Origin of the sequence: Anabaena cylindrica UHCC 0172, from assembly GCF_034931625.1 — a bacterium.
In the GTDB taxonomy this organism is placed as follows: domain Bacteria; phylum Cyanobacteriota; class Cyanobacteriia; order Cyanobacteriales; family Nostocaceae; genus Anabaena; species Anabaena cylindrica_A.
In genome coordinates this window covers 88,557-105,545 of record NZ_JAYGGY010000078.1, presented here as the reverse complement: position 1 = coordinate 105,545, position 16,989 = coordinate 88,557, and the positions used below count along the sequence as shown (strand labels likewise).

Genomic DNA, 16,989 nt, shown 5'->3' with positions numbered 1-16,989 from the left:
ATTAAAATTTTTTTTACTCTGGAGTTATTCTTTCTGTGCTGAGTTCACCATTACCAACTATCAATGCTCTCAAACAACCTACCAGTGATGCTTGGGTAGAGCAAGCGATCGCAAATTTGGATATAATTTTACTTGATCACTCCCACTGTGAGCGCAAAGCAGCAGGTGTGGCGTTGAATTTTATGTTTCGTTATCCCTCTAATACTAAAATGGTCAGGGAGTTAACTGCGATCGCACGGGAAGAGCTAGAACACTTTGAACTAGTCAATCAATGGCTAGAACGTCGCAATATTCCCCTAGCACCTTTATCAGCACCTCCCTACGGTGCAAGTTTAAAAACACAGGTTAGAAGAAAAGAACCAGAGCAGTTTTTAGATAATTTACTCTTAACTGGTTTAATTGAAGCACGCAGCCACGAACGTTTGGGACTTTTAGCTGCAAACTGTCCAGAACCAGAATTAGCTCAATTTTATCGTGGTTTAATGGCATCAGAAGCGCGACACTTTGGAACATATTGGGTTTTAGCAGATACTTATTTTGACCGAGAAAAAGTTATGAAGCGATTAGATGAATTAGCCATTGTGGAAAGTGAAATATTAGCAACTTTACACCCAGAACCAAGGATTCATAGTTAAATCCATTATATTATACTGGATTCACTATTGACATTTTATGATTAAAAATGAATTTTGAAAGACACAGCTTGTCTGCTTCTCCTATTACAACTCAGAGAGAATTAGAAAAAATTTGCTGTCGATTACAAAGCAATTCTACAAAACAAAAAGTAGATGCTCTTTTAGATGCCTTTGAGTATGGACAGGCAGGTATTGAGTTAATAATTCAGGCATTAAATGATCACATTAGAGAAGTGCGGCAATCAGCTTTTTTGCTGTTATCTGATTGCCATGAGGATATTGCTAGGCAAGGTATATGGAACTATCTCCCATTTAGAAAAATCCAATGCTTACATACATTAACAAATTTTGATTTTAATTCAAATTACTCTAACTTAAAACAACGTCATCCAGATTATTTTGCAATTGCAGATTACAACAACACTCTAATTTGCTATTGGGATTTAGATTACAAGTATTCTTTTGTTAATGTATGGGATTTAAAAACAGGGCAGCAAAGAAGAAATTTGGAGTTAGGCACTGCTCATGAATTTAGGTTAGGTAAAAATGGGAAGGTATCAGTCATCAGTTTTCAAGACTTAGTTTGGGTATTAGATACAGAGACACACAAGTTAATTAATGATGATTGTCCCGATTATTTTATTCATACTATAATACCTAATCCTCACTGTTTCACTGCTTGCCCAACGCAAAATCCTTTCCTGGCAATTGGCTCTACCGTCGGTAGAAACGGAGAATTTGGAGTTTGGAATTATGAAACTCGCACTCGTCATTTTTATTATCAATTTCAAGATTTCGCTTTAATTACTCAATATCCATCATGGAAAACTTCAGAAATTCAGGATTTACTTAATTCTGTTTCACCGCTTTTATTTACCCCAGATGGTAAATTTCTAGTCGCACGTTTCAAGCAGCAAAAATACTGTATGCTGCAAATCTGGAACCTTGAGACAGGAAATCTTGTTCAGCAGTTAGAAAATCTCCCTGCTTTAACAGTGCATTCACTTGCAATTGGTTCTGATGGGCAAGTCTTAGCTTGCGGGATACGAGAAAATCAGGTGTGTGTTTGGGAATTGTTGAGCGATTGCATCATGTATACCTCTTCTGGAACCGCACCCTGCCTCATGAGTTTTAATGGCCGAATTTTAATTTACTGCACAGATAATAACGAAATAGTCATTTGGGATTTAGCGTTAAACAGTCAACTATGTACATTACAGGGGCATACCGCACCAATTGGTTATATTGCTATGAGCAACGATTATGAATTCATTGCCAGCTACAGCATTGACAGATCAATTAAAATTTGGGGATTGGCTGGAGATTAACAAAATACTAGCAAAGCTATTCTCCAAAAGCTTCCTTTGCTCTAATATTGTACTTAATATAGATGTAATTTTTCATCAAATAGCTCATTATGGTTAAAAAAAGAGAGGAATGATGATTTATGACAGGACTTATTCTTACCTGGCTAGTGACTGCTGTGAGCTTTTTGATTATTTCTAGATTGCCATTTTTGGGCATTGAAATAGATAATTTTGGTAAGGCGGCAATTTCTGCCATAGTTTTTGGGATTTTAAATGCTATTTTGTTGCCCATTCTTACATTGTTTACCTTACCATTAATTATTCTCACTATTGGCTTCTTCTTTTTTATTTTGAATGCCATTATCTTTGCATTGGCAGCAGCAATAGTACCAGGTTTTAGATTAAGGTATGGCTTCTGGAGTGCTTTACTAGGTTCAATCACTCTATCAATTATTAACTCAATTCTATTAAGACTTGTAGAATCAATTACATGAATAAAAATGAGCAATTTTTTAATGCAAAACCCTCAAGGACAATTGCAAATTACCTCTACAGGGGAAACGCATCTAAATTATCTTGACAAAATACAATTTTGATGTATCAACGAAGAAATCTTAATTTATCGTTTGATTGATTTTTTTGGAGTCATGGTGATTGATTAAAGTATTGTCAATAAGGAGGCATTAATGCGAATTTATAGGTCGTTATTGAGATTCAATTGTCCTTATTGATAAGATGCGTTTCCCCTGACCTCTACACCAAATCAAGATAACCCCATCTTAATGATATCTGGGAACACGCTTATTACCTGAGATATCAAAATCGCCGTGCTGACTATTTAAATAACTGGTGGAATGTAGTTAACTGGCCGGAGATTAACAAACGCGCCCAAGCTTCACGCCAACAAGCTTAAAAATAGTAGTCAGCAGTCAGCTAAAACCAGGTTTTATGGGTTTTGAATTGAGGAGACTTAAATCAGTAATCAACAATTCTTTATGCTTATCAATTCTTTCTTTGGCTGTTCGCGTAGCGTGCCGTTAGGCATTAGCTGACGGCTGAATGCTGACGTTTATTTACCTAAAATTAGCCCAACTTGATATTATTTTTCAAGCTGACCAAGCTTCCCTAAAATCTGCATACAGCGTCAAACCACCATCTACAAACAGAGTTTGTCCAGTAATATATGCAGCTTCATCAGAAGCTAAAAATGCTATTGCTGCCCCTATTTCCTCAGAAGTGCCAGCACGACCCATAGGGATATGACTTTCTACAACAGCTTTTTTTTCTGAGTCCTCAGTCCAATCTTCATTAATAGGTGTAATCGTCGCCCCAGGTGCTACAGCATTAACCCGAATACCTTTATGGGCATATTCCAAAGCTAGTGTTTTAGTCATGTTTGCCATGCCACCTTTGCTGATAGAATAGCTGATATACATTGGTCGCGGAATAATTTCGTGAACACTAGAAATATTGATAATCACCCCGGAACGATTTTGATCTAGCAGATGTTTGATTGTTTCCCGCGCACACAGGTAAGCACCCCGCAGATTTACTCCTATTACTCGGTCAAAGTCTTCTGTTTTGACTTCGTGGGATGGACATTCACTTTGAATACCGGCATTATTAATCAGAAGGTCAAGACTGCCAAATTTTTCAATCACGGTGTTTACCATTTGGATAATATCTTCTTCCTGAGAAATATCACCCTGGACTAACAGCGATTTAACACCACAATTTTCGATATCTGCACAGGCTTTTTGCAAAGCCATTTCTTTGGTATCTTCCGCATCGGCAGGACTTTTGCGGTAGTTGATGGCAATATTACAACCTTCTTGTGCCAGACGAACTGCGATCGCTTGTCCAATACCTGAACTTGCACCGGTGATGAGGGCATTTTTGCCTTTTAATCGGTTCATATTTGATTACTTTGATAATCTATTTTTGATTTGTTCAATATTATAAGTCTGGAAAATTCAATTTTAAAACGAACCGCAGAGGACACAGAGAAATAAAATTGAGTTTTTTGAGTAAGTGTTATGTAATAGGCTACATAATTTTATGATTACGATCTTCCATCAAAAGGCATATTAAATATATATGTCTATAGACTTATACCAATTTTATGTGAGGATGTACGAAATCCTGAAATTCATTGATTAATACATCTTTATCTGTGTTTATCTGCGGTCAATTATTCTTAGAATTTTATTTTATGCAGCTTCATATTAATTTGGTATTAGACAATTGCAAATAGTAACTATAAAACTATCAAATCCCCACTTTAATTGATAAAGCGGGGATCTTTTTTATTGTTAAATCACCCAATATTATGCTGGAACTACAAATTTTTCACTACCAGCTAAATCAAATGCTGCGTGAATAACTTGCAAAGCTTTCACACCTTCATCTTGTCCGACAACGCAACTGATTTTAATTTCTGAAGTAGCAATCATTTGGATGTTGATTTTATTTTCAGCTAAGGCTGTAAACATTTTTGCGGCAATACCTGGTTGTCCAACCATTCCCGAACCAACAATACTCACTTTAGCGATCGCATTATCCAAGACTACTTCACCCCATCCTAACTCATCTGCTACTTGGGTTAATTTCTGTTGGGCGTTTTCGGCATCCATTCTAGCCACTGTAAAAGCAATATCCCGACAGGTGACACCATCAATCACACGACAGCGTTGGGATTGAATAATCATGTCTACGCTGATGTTATACCCTGCCAATAAACCGAACAATTTCGCTGCCATACCTGGTTTATTTGGAACTTGACGAATTGCCAAACGTGCCTGATTCATATCTAAAGCGACACCACGAACGGCGGTAGCATGGATAGCAGGTAATGTAGGACTGGCAGGGGAAGCGGTGATTTCAAAGGCTTTACATAGGGCAATGATAGCGCGATCGCAATCTGCCGCATCTATCAAACAACTCACCTTAACTTCACTGGTTGAAATCATTTGAATATTCACACCAGCCTCCGCTAAGGTAGCAAACATCTTTGCAGCCACCCCAGGACGGCCAATCATTCCTGCACCGGCAATACTGACTTTTGCAGTATCTTTTTCGACAATTACTTCTGCTTCGTCTGAGTTTGGTTGATTTCTTAATGCCGGGGCAATAGCGACTGCAACTGCTTCTGCTCGTTTTAGAATAGGTGTATTTACAGTAAAAGCAATATCATTAGTATTACCTTCATGAATTGACTGAATAATCAAATCGACATCGACATTTTGACGGGAAATTTCGCCAAATAATCGGGCAGCTACCCCTGGTTTATCAGGGACACGCAACAAAGATACCTTTGCCTGATCACTATCAAATTCTACAGCATCGACAGGACGCGCTAATTCTAAATTGACAAGCGATCGCTCCTGAGTTCTCTGCGTCGTCACCCAAGTCCCCGGCTGCTCAGTCCAACTTGAGCGTACCACCAAAGGCACACCATAATTGCGGGCAATTTCCACAGCACGGGGATGCAACACCTTAGCCCCTAAACTGGCTAATTCCAGCATTTCATCACAGGTGATTTCTGACAGCAACTGGGCTTCTGGAACAATCCGGGGATCTGTAGTCAATATCCCTGGCACATCTGTATAAATTTCACAAAAATCTGCACCCAATGCTGCTGCTAAAGCCACCGCAGAAGTATCAGAACCACCACGTCCCAAAGTAGTAATTTCCATATCTCCGGTGCTAGATATGCCTTGAAAACCTGCCACAACAACCACTTTACCTGCGTTAATTTGCCTCTGCAAGCGATCGGTTTCAATATGTAAGATCCGGGCGCGGGTATGTTCAGCTTCGGTAACAATTCCTACTTGAGCGCCAGTCATGGAAATTGCTGGTTGTCCGATTTCCTGCAACGCCATACTCAGTAAAGCAATAGTAACTTGCTCCCCGGTGGAAAGCAGCATATCCATTTCCCGACGGTTAGGACTTTTGGAAATACCATTAGCTAGTTTCACGAGTCCATCAGTAGTTTTCCCCATCGCTGAAACTACTACTACAACGGAATTTCCAGCTTTTACAGTTTTATCAACTCGCTGGGCAACAGCTTGAATACGTTCGACTGAACCAACAGATGAGCCACCGTATTTCTGAACTATGAGCGCCATAACTTTAAATTTAATCAATTATGCTTATTTTCGTCAACGCCTCCACCGGGAAGCCTTTCATTTAGATTAAATTAACAGAAACAGCGATCGCTATGCTAGTCACAAGCAATGCACAAACCAGAATTTATATTTTTGAGTTGGTAAGACGCACCTAGCGACTAAACCCGTCATTTTTAGATTGACAATACTCTAGTCCATTACTATGACTCTGCAAAAATCAATCAAACGATAAATTGGTACTTCTTCGTTTATACATTAAAACGTTATTTTGTCAATAAAATTTAGATGTGTTTCGGTATCTCCGTAAGTAGATTCTCAAAAAATAAAAAATAATTTTTGATATAAAAGCTTAAAACTTATTTGTATAAAATATCTTCATTCTCCTCAATAACTAATTAACAAAATCATATAAAAATTTTAATTATTTGCACACTTCCTATAAAAAAATTCAGTATTTGTTTTTCCTATTTTTCATCTTTTGTTCGATTTTTTGAAATTTTTACCATATCCAACCAGGCTTTTATCTTCAAACCCTTTGAGAATTAAATAGGATTGCTATACTGGATATCATATAAGTAATTTTAACTAAAAGTTAATCTTTTCTTCAACATTCATTTAATTTAAATTAACCATCAAGAATCACCCTTATTGAAGGTTGTAGTTGCATTAGGAAAATATTCCTTAAATTAGAGGTAGTATGACTTTTTTGACCAATATTTTTAATCGTGTAGTTACCGCTTCATTAGTAACTGGGGCTGTTGCACTAAGTCCAATTGCAGCAAAGGCACAAACTATTCAGGGGGCAGGAGCGACTTTTCCGGCTCCTCTTTATAAAGTGTATTCTCAACAAGTTAAGAAAAAATATCCCGACTTGAAAGTGAACTACCAAGGAATCGGTAGTGGTGGTGGTATTCGTCAAACCATAGCCGGAACAGTTGACTTTGGTGGTAGTGATGCCGCAATGACAGATAGTGAAATAGCTAAAGTCAAAAATGGTGTCATCTTAGTACCCACAGCAGGTGGTGCTGTTTCAGTTGTTTACAACCTACCTGGTGTTAGTAAACTCAGATTATCTCGCACTACATTACCAGCGATTTTTGCTGGACAAGTTACCAATTGGGACGATGCTAAAATTAAAGCTGATAACCCTGGTGTGAACTTACCAAATCAGCCAATTAAATTTGTAGTCCGTGCTGACGGTAGTGGCACAACATTTATTTTCACTAATCATTTAAGTAGCATTAATGGTTACTTTAAAGGCAGAATTGGAGCTAATACTGCTCCTAAGTGGACTCTCAAAAATGTCCTCAAAGGGAAAGGCAATCCTGGTGTAGCTGCTTTAGTATCTCGTACTCCCGGTTCTATTGGTTATGTTGAATATGACTATGCTACTAAAAACAAACTAAAATCAGCAGAATTACAAAATAAAAAAGGAGAATTTGTTGCTCCTTCTTTAGCATCTGCAAATGCAGCTTTATCAACAGTTACTTTTCCAGATAACTACCGCGTATTTATTGGAGATCCAGGACAAGGATATCCTATTGTTGGTCTGACCTGGATGATGGTTTATAAAAATTATTCCAATCCATCTAAAGCTGATGCGATCAAAAAATGGATCAACTGGGTACTTACAGATGGTCAACAATATAACGATGACCTCAACTACACCAAAATTCCTAGCAATGTTGTCAATCGTGTTTTACAAACAGTAAATAGCACAGTCAAGTAATTTGTCGTATTTTAAGGCAAAATAACGACTGAATTCGTAGTGATCCTAGTGTAACAAAAGCATTATTACGAATTGTTTTGACTGTGTTTTTTAAGGGTGGGCATAGCCCACTCTATTTCTATGCAATTATTTTCATAATTTCTCATGGCAAATTTATTCAACTCAAATAATCATAATTCATCAGATAAATTGAATTTAAGTGCTGAGAGTATTGATTTGAAAGCTAATGGAGGGATGGTTTCTCACTTCGATCAAGGATTTACATGGCTAGTTTATCTTTTTTCCATAATTACTGTAGCTATATTATTTCTAATGAGTTGGGTAATTTTTTTAGAAGCAAAACCAGCTATTGTAAAATTTGGGTTAGGCTTTTTGTGGGAACAAGATTGGGATACAGGTAATCAGATATTTGGAGCATTACCTTATATTTATGGAACTTTGGTAAGTAGTACGATCGCAATTTTATTAACTATACCAGTCGGCATATCAGTCGCTTTGGTGACGAGTGAAGACTTTTTGCCAAGTTCCGTCAGAAGTACCTTAGCTTTTATTGTAGAATTAATTGCTGCTATTCCCAGCGTCATTATCGGTTTATGGGGTATTTTTGTATTTATTCCTTTTATAGAACCCCTAGAAGCATGGTTAGGTAGTACCTTTAAATTCATCCCAATTTTTAATACAGAATATCCAGCCGGAAATAATATGTTAACTGCTGGCATTATTCTTTCTATTATGATTCTGCCGACAATGGCAGCAATCTCTCGTGATGTATTAATGGTCATACCCAAAGAATTACGTAGCGCGTCTATGGCCTTGGGTAGTACTCGTTGGGAAACTATTTTTCGGGTTTTGTTACCAGCAGGTTTTTCAGGAATGGTGAGTGCAGCTATGCTGGCTCTAGGCCGTGCTTTGGGAGAAACAATGGCAGTGACAATGGTAATTGGTAATTCTGCCCAAATCAGTTTATCTTTACTTGATCCAGCTTATACAATTCCCTCTATTTTAGCTAATGAATTTGCCGAAGCAGAACCAGGATTACACATTGGAGCATTAACTTATTTAGGTTTGATTCTTTTTGCTGTAACTTTGTTGGTCAATATTGGTGCTGTATTATTAGTGCAGTTGGTTGGCAATAAAAATAAATAAAGTAAGATTTAAAATTAATATGAGCCGTTATCTAAATTCAGAAATAGATAAATCTCTAGCTGGGGAATTGCATAATCCTTTACCAGCTGAGAGACGACTATTTGCAATTGCAATGAATGTACTGGCCTTTGGTTTAAGTGCATTAGCTCTAATTCCCTTATTCTCAGTTTTGTGGGAAATTATTAGCAAGGGAATATCGGGTTTCAATCTAGAAATGTTGCTGAAGCCAGTCATTGATAATGGATTTGCTAATGCCATTCTTGGTACTCTGACAATGGTTGGTATTGCCGCGATATTGAGCATTCCTGTCGGCATAATGACAGGAATATTTTTAGCAGAATTTGGTCAAACTAACCAAATCACTAATTTTGTACGTTTTATAGCCAGTATTCTCACAGGTGTACCTTCGATTATTGTTGGTATATTTGCTTATGGTTTGATAGTATTAACAACTAAACAGTTCAGTGCCTTTGCGGGTGGCTTTGCTTTATCTGTAATCATGCTACCAATTATTACACTGACTACAGAGGAAGCCTTAAAACTGATTCCTACACAACAACGTCTTGCTTCTGCGGCTTTAGGAGGAACTCGCTTCCAAACGACTTTTCGCATTGTTGTGACTGCGGCCATACCCGGAATTACAACAGGAATTTCCCTGGCAGTTGCCCGTGCTGCGGGTGAAACAGCACCACTGATTTTTACTGCTTTATTTAGTCAAAATTGGTCGGATAGCTTATTGAGTCCCACAGCTTCTTTACCCGTATTAATTTTTAACCTCTACAACAATCCTGACCCAAAAATAAACCAATTAGTTTGGACTACTTCAATAATTCTACTGAGCTTAGTTTTGTTTTTCAGCCTTCTCTCTCGCGTAATTATTAGCAAAAGTAGGATCAAGTAAAAAATGTTGTGCATACTATCTGAGCATGAGTAACCTAATTCCAGCCATCACAGTCAAAAATCTGAGTTTTTATTACGGCACTTCTAAAGCTATTGAAGGCATCTCACTAGATATCTGTAAAAACCAAGTAACGGCAATTATTGGCCCTAGTGGTTGTGGTAAATCTACCTTCATTAAGACTCTAAATCGCATTAGTGAATTAGAAGGGAAAGTAAAAGTTGAAGGAAAAGTAGAATTTCTTGGTCAAAATATTTATGATCCTCGTATCAATATCAATCGTCTCCGTCGAGAAATTGGCATGGTGTTTCAAAAACCAAATCCTTTTCCGATGAGTATTTATGAGAATGTTGCTTATGGTGTGAGAATAGCTGGTAGGTGTCCGAAAGTAGAATTAGATGAAATTGTCGAATCTGCCCTTCAGGGTGCAGCACTTTGGGATGAAGTCAAAGATAAGCTACATACATCAGCTTTAGGTATTTCTGGTGGACAGCAACAGCGTCTCTGTATAGCCCGTGCTTTGGCTGTGAAACCGAAAGTTTTGCTAATGGATGAACCTTGTTCAGCCCTTGACCCCATTGCGACTATGAAAGTTGAAGAATTGATTCACAGCTTGAAGTCTGAGTTAACGATCGCTATTGTCACCCACAATATGCAGCAAGCGACCCGCGTTTCTGATTTTACTGCTTTCTTTAGCACTGATGAAAGTCGCATTGGACAAATGGTGGAATTTGGGGCTACAGGCCAAATCTTTCATCACCCCTTAGATAGTCGTACCCGTGACTATGTAGCTGGACGTTTTGGTTAATTCGATGTTGGATGTTGGATTTTGGCGAATTAATTTTACTTTTTACTCAGCGCATTCTGAGGAAGGCCACAGAAGCATCTACGTTACTCAACACTCAGGACTGTCCCAGTGACACGCCGAGGTTTAAAATTAGCCAATGTGTATCAAATCCAAAATCCAAAATTGCTATGACTCATTCTACAGATATTGCCACTTTAGCCCGGTGGATGGCTGCTGATTTTAGCAACCAAGCGCAAGTGTTTGAGAATCCGGCTTTTTTTGCCCATATTCGTGTATGTATGCGTCCCTTACCTTACTCACTGTTATCAGGGGTGAGTTTGTTTGTAGAACAAGCTTATGACTATATGCTCAATGACCCCTATCGGTTACGGGTATTGAAGTTGATGACTGTAGGGGATAAAATCCACATTGAAAACTATACTGTTAAAGACGAAAAAGACTTTTTTGGTGCATCCCGTGATTTAGGACGTTTGCAGAAGTTAACGAGCGATCGCTTGGAAAAACTTTCTGGTTGTAACATGATCGTAGAGTGGGCTGGTAGTCACTTCAAAGGCACAGTTGAGCCGGGAAAGGGCTGCATAGTCGTCCGCAACGGGCAAACAACCTATTTGGATAGTGATTTTGAAATTGACGGTGAAAAATTCATTAGCCGCGACAGAGGACGCAATCCCGAAACTGATGAACACGTCTGGGGTTCTGTCGCTGGGCCATTTTACTTTGTCCGCTGGGGCAACTTTGCCGATGAAGTCAAAATAAATCCTGACTCCTGAATCACCGTAGGACAGGTATCTGGCCTGTCCATAAAATTTTCTTCAGCCAGATGATGCAATTGAGCGAAAATAGTGGTAATATTAGTAATTGTGAGTCCGGCGACATAGCCAAGTGGTAAGGCAAGGGTCTGCAAAACCTTCACCCCCGGTTCAAATCCGGGTGTCGCCTTTAGAAAAACAACCTAAAACCAGGTAATTCAAGCCTCATAGTTATAAGAAAAGGGACGGGTATGATACTCGTCCCAAATTTTTTGGGGTAATTTTGGGGTAAAAATACAGAAAGTACGCCAATTTACAAATTATCTCTAGAGCGCCAGTCTAGTAGAAGCAATTGACAAAAAGTAACGTATTTACAGAGGCTAATATTGGAGAAAGCAGTATTAGGAGTGATGGAGATGCGTCCCTAAGTCTGGAATCCTCCCATTGAATTATCACTGACAGAAGATGGTATTTTAGAAGGAGCAGCTGATTCCCTTGGTGATAGCTATTCCAGAGGCTATTAATTATCTACTGTTGACTCTGTATAGTTGCTGCTGAACTCATTAGCCCGTGCATTATGTACCAAAGTCCAGCCTGCTTTTAACAGTTTTTGATAAGTTGCCCAGCCCTTAGAACCACCGGGTATTTGATAATCTGGTACTGAAAATTGGGGAAAAGCTGTGTAAGGCCGCCAAGGTTGTCCAAGTGAAGTCTGCAAATGCAATATTTTTTCTCCATCACTACCAGACTTAGATAACCAGCACATTTGTCGATGCATGGTAAACTCCTTTGCGTTTATCTTATTGCGTATAATGACAGGTTTGTGATCATACCTGCCTCAATCTTTTGGGGTAAACTTAATGCTTTAAAAGATGAGATTATTCGACTACGTAGTTTTACTACTTGCTATTAGTTGCAGAAAAATTACTGTTGAAGATAGACTCCTATATGCGGTAATCCGCAAGATATGAAGATGAACAAGAACAAAAGGGTTGTTCTTAATTTTTTCTTCTAGTGCGATATTTTTCTAATATTAACTACGGTTTATACGATTGTATGTAGCATTAACTACGATTTCTGTAAATAGCGAGGAATTAATGTATTTGTTTATCTAATTTATCTGAAAACTAAGGCAAATGAATGGACTCTGAAGACACATGACTAACACTAAGAGAATTCCACAAAAAAGATGATCCAATCTTGTGGGATGGGCATACTTCGACAAGCTCAGTACAAGTCCTGCCCGTCCTTATATTATTAGCAGGCTTTTCGGCTCAAAATCAGCGAACGGACAGTAAGAAGGGTTCTAGGGCTAAAGTTTTTGTTCCTTCAGTCAGGAGAATGCGATCGCACAGATCGAACAGTTCTACTTCAGTCTGCACCCGTCGCATTAGCCGCAGGCAATGACCTTCATAAACCAGAGGTTTGTCACATCCTGCATGGGCGCAAGAGCGGTTAATGGTAGGTCTGGCTGAAGCAATGGGGGGAGCGGCGATACCTGGGACATAAAGAAGTTGATAAAAAAATCAGTAATTCATAGGAGTTACGGACGACTTACGGAGTAATTAACCGCAGAGGCGCAGAGACACAGAGAAATGAGAGTTTAAGAGATATTTTGCGTAAGTGTTGAAGAATTTTGTCTTTTGATTTTAATCTGATTCATAATGATAGCGAGCTTGTAAAAAATACACTTTATTCTCTGTGACTTTATAAACTAAACGATGTTCTAAATCTATCCGTCGTGACCAAGTATCAGGAGCAATATATTTAAGAGGTTCAGGTTTACCTAAGCCTGTAAACGGTTGACCATCAAGAATATCCGCTACTAAATCTAGTATTTTATCCCCTTTTTTCTTATCATGATTATACCACCAAGCTAAATCTGCTTTAAAATCAGGACTGAAGATAGGAAAATAACCAGATAATTCTTTTTCTTCATTATGAGTATCTAGCTTTTTTTTCTTACTACTCAATTCCTAACTCCTCTTTTAATTCAGCCACTGTTTGAGGAGTTTCCATTGCTGTTTCACTCCATTCTAAAGCTCGAAATAAACGTTTAGCATTTTCAGGTGATCTCAATAAATAAACACACTCTAGTAAGCTGGAAAGTTCATCTTCGGCAATTAACGCCACATTTTTCTCATTACGACGTTTAATTACTACAATTTCCCGTTGGTCACACACCTGATCTAAGATAGTTGCTAAATTCAACCTTGCTTGAGAGTATGTGGTTTCTTTGTTTAACATTCTCTTTTTTCAGAAGTTGTACAACTATATTGTACAATATAGCGTAAATATCTGCACTCAAATTAATTTTAAAAACTTTGTATTAGCAAAATGTTATAAAAATTTAGGTTATAACTCAGGTTATACCAGAATTGTATTAGTGCTAGGATAGTTAACTAAAGTTTTAATTCACTGATTTATTAATCTGTTGTATTTGTATATCTTCTAATGTGCTTATTGCTTTAGACAGATTTCTATCAATAAGTTCTTTAAGTTGATAGCCACTTAGTTTACCTTGTCTTTTATCAACTTCTTTAAGCAGTAGGTCTTGAACCATTTTTAACCACTCTATTTCTTCTATTAATTTTGGATAAAAATGAACATCAATTTGTTTATATCTTTCTTTTAATGCCCAGAAAACATATTTTTTATTATCATATTTCATAGATAAAAGTGTTTCTACAAAGTTCTGCTGTGGTATGTATTTTAATATAGGTATTTCATCATATTTGCGTCTTATTTTTTTATTAGTAAGGGACTGAATACAAATCATACTATAAAATTCTTTAACATCATTTTTCATGATTTCTAGTAGTTCCTGAGCTAAATTACCCATATATTGAGGATTAGACAATTTTTTATTGAGAACTTCATCAATATAATTATAAAAATCTTTAAATTCTTGGATCTCTTGACTATAAAAGCCTAGTCTAAAATCACTATTAGATATAGGATTAACGGAACTATCTTGATTATTTTCATTAATCAATTCTAAAACTTCCAATTGATTATTACTATTTAAGTTAGTAATTAAATCATCAATATAAATCTTTGCATCTTTCAGAATTTCCTCTTTAGCTTTGACATATAACCCATTATTGGAGAAATATAAGAAACATCCAACAATATGTTTTATAATTGATATATCTTTGTATTCTCTGTTATTAAATTCCGATTCTACAATTTCACGATATTTATCAAACTCATCATCATTAAGTCCATTTAAGTAAAATAATCTTAACCAATTAGGCGTGTTATCGTCAAGATAGTATTTATTTGCAATTTCTTTATTTAATTCTTTACTATTAACAATACCTTTATCAAAAAAATCTTCCCACCATATCGCACTAGGAAATGGATCATATATTTGTAAATAGGAGTATTTATCACATATTTCTTGAAGGTTATTTTTATCTTCTTGTACATCTGAGTTTTCTTCAGAAAAAGAACCATTTCTTCTATTTGTATTTCTCCTAGCTTGTATCTCCACCTGTGCATCTAATAATTTGTTAATATCTTTTGGCTGCAAATTTGCCATTTTAATTTCGATAGAAAAAATTGTTAGCACTTTAATAATTTCTTGTAGAACTTCCTGCTTATTTTTTTCTTTATCTAATTTTTCATAAATTCGCTCAAAATCAAGAATGATTTGTTTGAGTATTCTTAAATTTGTACATTTTGCTTGTCCGTATAATGTTTTTATAAATTCAGCATTTTTTATAAGAAATTTCTGAATATCTGAATCTTCAATATTTTTAATGAAACCGTTTAATGCACTATCAATGTCAGGAGCAATATTAAATGTTTTACCTATTAATTTTTCTTTGGTGTCTTTGTAGTTGTCAAATATTATATCTTCATTAGCAATAATAATTACTTTCGATCCTTGCTGTTCTACAAAGTAGTTCATATATCCCATGATATTACTAATATCTATTTGACAACGTTCTAGGTCATCAAATATTAAAATTTTCTTGTTATTGACAATATATTTAGAAAAATCTATTTTTAATTTCTCTAAATCAATTTTCTGGCTATTTAAAATAAGTTTAATAAAATTAAATCCCAGCTTAGACCACTTTGAGGATGCTAAAGTAGGGATTGATTGCTCTAAAAATATATATGCTATATCATCTATATTCTTTACTCCATAAAGAGTAATATAAATAATTTGATATTCATCTTTTTTTATTTCTGCTTCTAATTTCTCCCGATATTTCTTAATAAACCATGTTTTTCCAGAACCCCATTCCCCTTTTAGTAAAACAGCAAATCCTGGCGAATCTTCTAAACCGCAGTAATAATCCAAATAATCTGTAACATATTGATTAATGTCTGTCATAGTATAAATATCCTTGGTATTTTTTTGATTAAACAAGTATTGGTTAATTATTTTACTACAAAGTCCCAAAATCTTTACTTTAAAATTCATAATCTTCCTCACCTTGTAAATGTCAATTTTGTAACACGCTCAAAGAAGGTGCTAGAGCTAAGGTTTTTGTCATATCACTAAGCAGAAAGCGATCGCACAAGATCACTGAAAGTTAGGTTTTGAAGAAGTGATTAGGGGAGCGATATCTGGGACATAGAGATAGATGAAGAGTGTTCAATTTTTGGCGTTGGTAAATGAAAGTATGAATTTGTCTCACGCAGAGGCGCAAAGAGTAAGAATTTGAGAAATGGAATTTTAAATTTTCATACCTCAAATTCAGAAACGCCCAATTTTTAAGTAAACATGATCCGAAATTCAACTTTGCTAAAATCCCGATTTCTTAAATCAGCATCTTCAATAAAAAAGTAAAAAAATTCGCCATTGAAGAATGTTTGCCCAAGTTCTAGCAACAATCGACCCTTTACGCCTTCCGTGGCTGCTCCAACATCCCAAGAAGATGTATCCGCAAATCCTCCCAGCTTATCGCCAGAGCAATCTTCAGTAAATTCTAGACTAAATTCTTCATAGAGGTCTGCCAGTGCTTCAGGCGGCTGAATCTCCTCATGGCGAGGATACCAAAACACCTCTTGAGCAGATGAAAACTCTAAGGCGTAAATTTCTGAATAGTCGCGGAGAGTATCTTCGTTGTCGATAAAGCTGAAGTCTGTGACTAAATCACTTTCAACTGCCAAAACTTCTGGAAAATAGAGGACGCGACATACTTCTGGGCTGAGTTCAGACATCGCTGCGTCATAACCCAGGTAAAATTGCAAAATTCCCTGCTGCGGAAAATCAAAACCAGCAATTTGGGGTACATCTGCACAGTTTACTTGCATCAGCAACGGCATAATTTCTCCAGTGATGCGATCGCGCGGATGTTCATAGTCATGTGGCAGATAGGGATTGCCACCAATTTTGCTTTGCCAAAGTTTGAGAGGATCTCCTGTTGAATCCTCGTTTAGCTGGCCAACCTCTTGGCTGCTGATTTTGATATAAGACAACAACTGTGACTCTAGAAACAGTCGCAGTGGCTCAAATTTAGAAGGTAAATCTCGCAAAAGTTGCGGAGTATCCATATCAAAAGGGTAAAGTTTTGTGTTTTTTAAAATAAATATCCAAAAAGATGTTGACTCTCTAGCCAACTAGAGGGTC

The 16,989-nt window shown here is 36.8% G+C and carries 15 protein-coding genes, 1 tRNA gene and 2 pseudogenes; 10 read left to right on the top strand and 8 right to left on the bottom strand.

The window, feature by feature from the left end; translation table 11 throughout:
• Window positions 1–35 precede the first annotated feature (35 nt).
• The 4 genes and pseudogenes from VB713_RS14435 to VB713_RS14420 form a co-directional block, all read left to right on the top strand.
• Window positions 36–635: a tRNA-(ms[2]io[6]A)-hydroxylase gene (locus VB713_RS14435; protein WP_323312210.1), complete on the top strand. Its 600-nt coding sequence runs from the start codon at window positions 36–38 to the stop codon at window positions 633–635.
• Between the two features lie 47 nt (window positions 636–682).
• Window positions 683–1,963: a hypothetical protein gene (locus VB713_RS14430; protein WP_323312209.1), complete on the top strand. Its 1,281-nt coding sequence runs from the start codon at window positions 683–685 to the stop codon at window positions 1,961–1,963.
• 119 nt (window positions 1,964–2,082) lie between these two features.
• Window positions 2,083–2,436, top strand: coding sequence for a phage holin family protein (locus VB713_RS14425; protein WP_323312208.1), 354 nt, complete (start codon window positions 2,083–2,085; stop codon window positions 2,434–2,436).
• A gap of 252 nt (window positions 2,437–2,688) precedes the next feature.
• Window positions 2,689–2,855 (top strand): annotated as a pseudogene (locus tag VB713_RS14420) (Fe-Mn family superoxide dismutase); the annotation flags it as partial.
• Window positions 2,856–3,048: 193 nt separating this feature from the next.
• Here VB713_RS14420 and VB713_RS14415 read toward each other — a convergent pair.
• Window positions 3,049–3,858, bottom strand: coding sequence for an SDR family oxidoreductase (locus VB713_RS14415; RefSeq protein WP_323312207.1), 810 nt, complete (start codon window positions 3,856–3,858; stop codon window positions 3,049–3,051).
• A 411-nt stretch (window positions 3,859–4,269) separates the two neighbouring features.
• Complete coding sequence (locus VB713_RS14410) at window positions 4,270–6,069, bottom strand: aspartate kinase (protein ID WP_323312206.1); 1,800 nt, start codon at window positions 6,067–6,069, stop codon at window positions 4,270–4,272.
• 697 nt (window positions 6,070–6,766) lie between these two features.
• On the opposite strand from VB713_RS14410, the gene pstS reads away from it, so the two are divergent.
• The 6 genes from pstS to VB713_RS14380 all read left to right on the top strand — a co-directional run bounded on the left by pstS (window position 6,767) and on the right by VB713_RS14380 (window position 11,589).
• Window positions 6,767–7,798: a phosphate ABC transporter substrate-binding protein PstS gene (gene pstS / locus VB713_RS14405; RefSeq protein ID WP_323312205.1), complete on the top strand. Its 1,032-nt coding sequence runs from the start codon at window positions 6,767–6,769 to the stop codon at window positions 7,796–7,798.
• A 144-nt stretch (window positions 7,799–7,942) separates the two neighbouring features.
• Window positions 7,943–8,944, top strand: coding sequence for a phosphate ABC transporter permease subunit PstC (gene pstC, locus VB713_RS14400; RefSeq protein WP_323312204.1), 1,002 nt, complete (start codon window positions 7,943–7,945; stop codon window positions 8,942–8,944).
• Window positions 8,945–8,963: 19 nt separating this feature from the next.
• Entirely contained in the window at window positions 8,964–9,845 is an 882-nt protein-coding gene (gene pstA, locus VB713_RS14395) for a phosphate ABC transporter permease PstA (RefSeq protein ID WP_323312203.1), read from the top strand.
• A 25-nt stretch (window positions 9,846–9,870) separates the two neighbouring features.
• Window positions 9,871–10,650, top strand: a complete 780-nt coding sequence (gene pstB / locus VB713_RS14390; protein WP_323312202.1) for a phosphate ABC transporter ATP-binding protein PstB — start codon at window positions 9,871–9,873, stop codon at window positions 10,648–10,650.
• A 167-nt stretch (window positions 10,651–10,817) separates the two neighbouring features.
• Window positions 10,818–11,420 carry a chromophore lyase CpcT/CpeT gene (locus tag VB713_RS14385; protein ID WP_323312201.1) on the top strand — a complete coding sequence of 201 codons (603 nt, stop codon included), beginning with the start codon at window positions 10,818–10,820 and terminating at the stop codon, window positions 11,418–11,420.
• Window positions 11,421–11,518: 98 nt separating this feature from the next.
• Window positions 11,519–11,589 (top strand) — tRNA-Cys (locus VB713_RS14380).
• 330 nt (window positions 11,590–11,919) lie between these two features.
• On the opposite strand, the gene VB713_RS14375 is transcribed toward VB713_RS14380, so the two are convergent.
• From VB713_RS14375 to VB713_RS14350, 6 genes and pseudogenes are all read right to left on the bottom strand, one after another.
• Window positions 11,920–12,177, bottom strand: coding sequence for a hypothetical protein (locus VB713_RS14375; RefSeq protein ID WP_323312200.1), 258 nt, complete (start codon window positions 12,175–12,177; stop codon window positions 11,920–11,922).
• 621 nt (window positions 12,178–12,798) lie between these two features.
• Window positions 12,799–12,906 (bottom strand): annotated as a pseudogene (locus VB713_RS28270) (tRNA-dihydrouridine synthase family protein); the annotation flags it as partial.
• A 142-nt stretch (window positions 12,907–13,048) separates the two neighbouring features.
• Entirely contained in the window at window positions 13,049–13,372 is a 324-nt protein-coding gene (locus tag VB713_RS14365; protein WP_323312199.1) for a Txe/YoeB family addiction module toxin, read from the bottom strand.
• Window positions 13,365–13,646, bottom strand: a complete 282-nt coding sequence (locus VB713_RS14360; protein ID WP_323312198.1) for a type II toxin-antitoxin system Phd/YefM family antitoxin — start codon at window positions 13,644–13,646, stop codon at window positions 13,365–13,367. The genes VB713_RS14365 and VB713_RS14360 overlap by 8 nt, the downstream gene beginning before the upstream one ends.
• A gap of 163 nt (window positions 13,647–13,809) precedes the next feature.
• Window positions 13,810–15,837 carry a P-loop NTPase fold protein gene (locus VB713_RS14355; protein ID WP_323312197.1) on the bottom strand — a complete coding sequence of 676 codons (2,028 nt, stop codon included), beginning with the start codon at window positions 15,835–15,837 and terminating at the stop codon, window positions 13,810–13,812.
• Window positions 15,838–16,130: 293 nt separating this feature from the next.
• Window positions 16,131–16,913, bottom strand: a complete 783-nt coding sequence (locus VB713_RS14350) for a DUF1963 domain-containing protein (protein WP_323312196.1) — start codon at window positions 16,911–16,913, stop codon at window positions 16,131–16,133.
• Window positions 16,914–16,989: the final 76 nt, after the last annotated feature.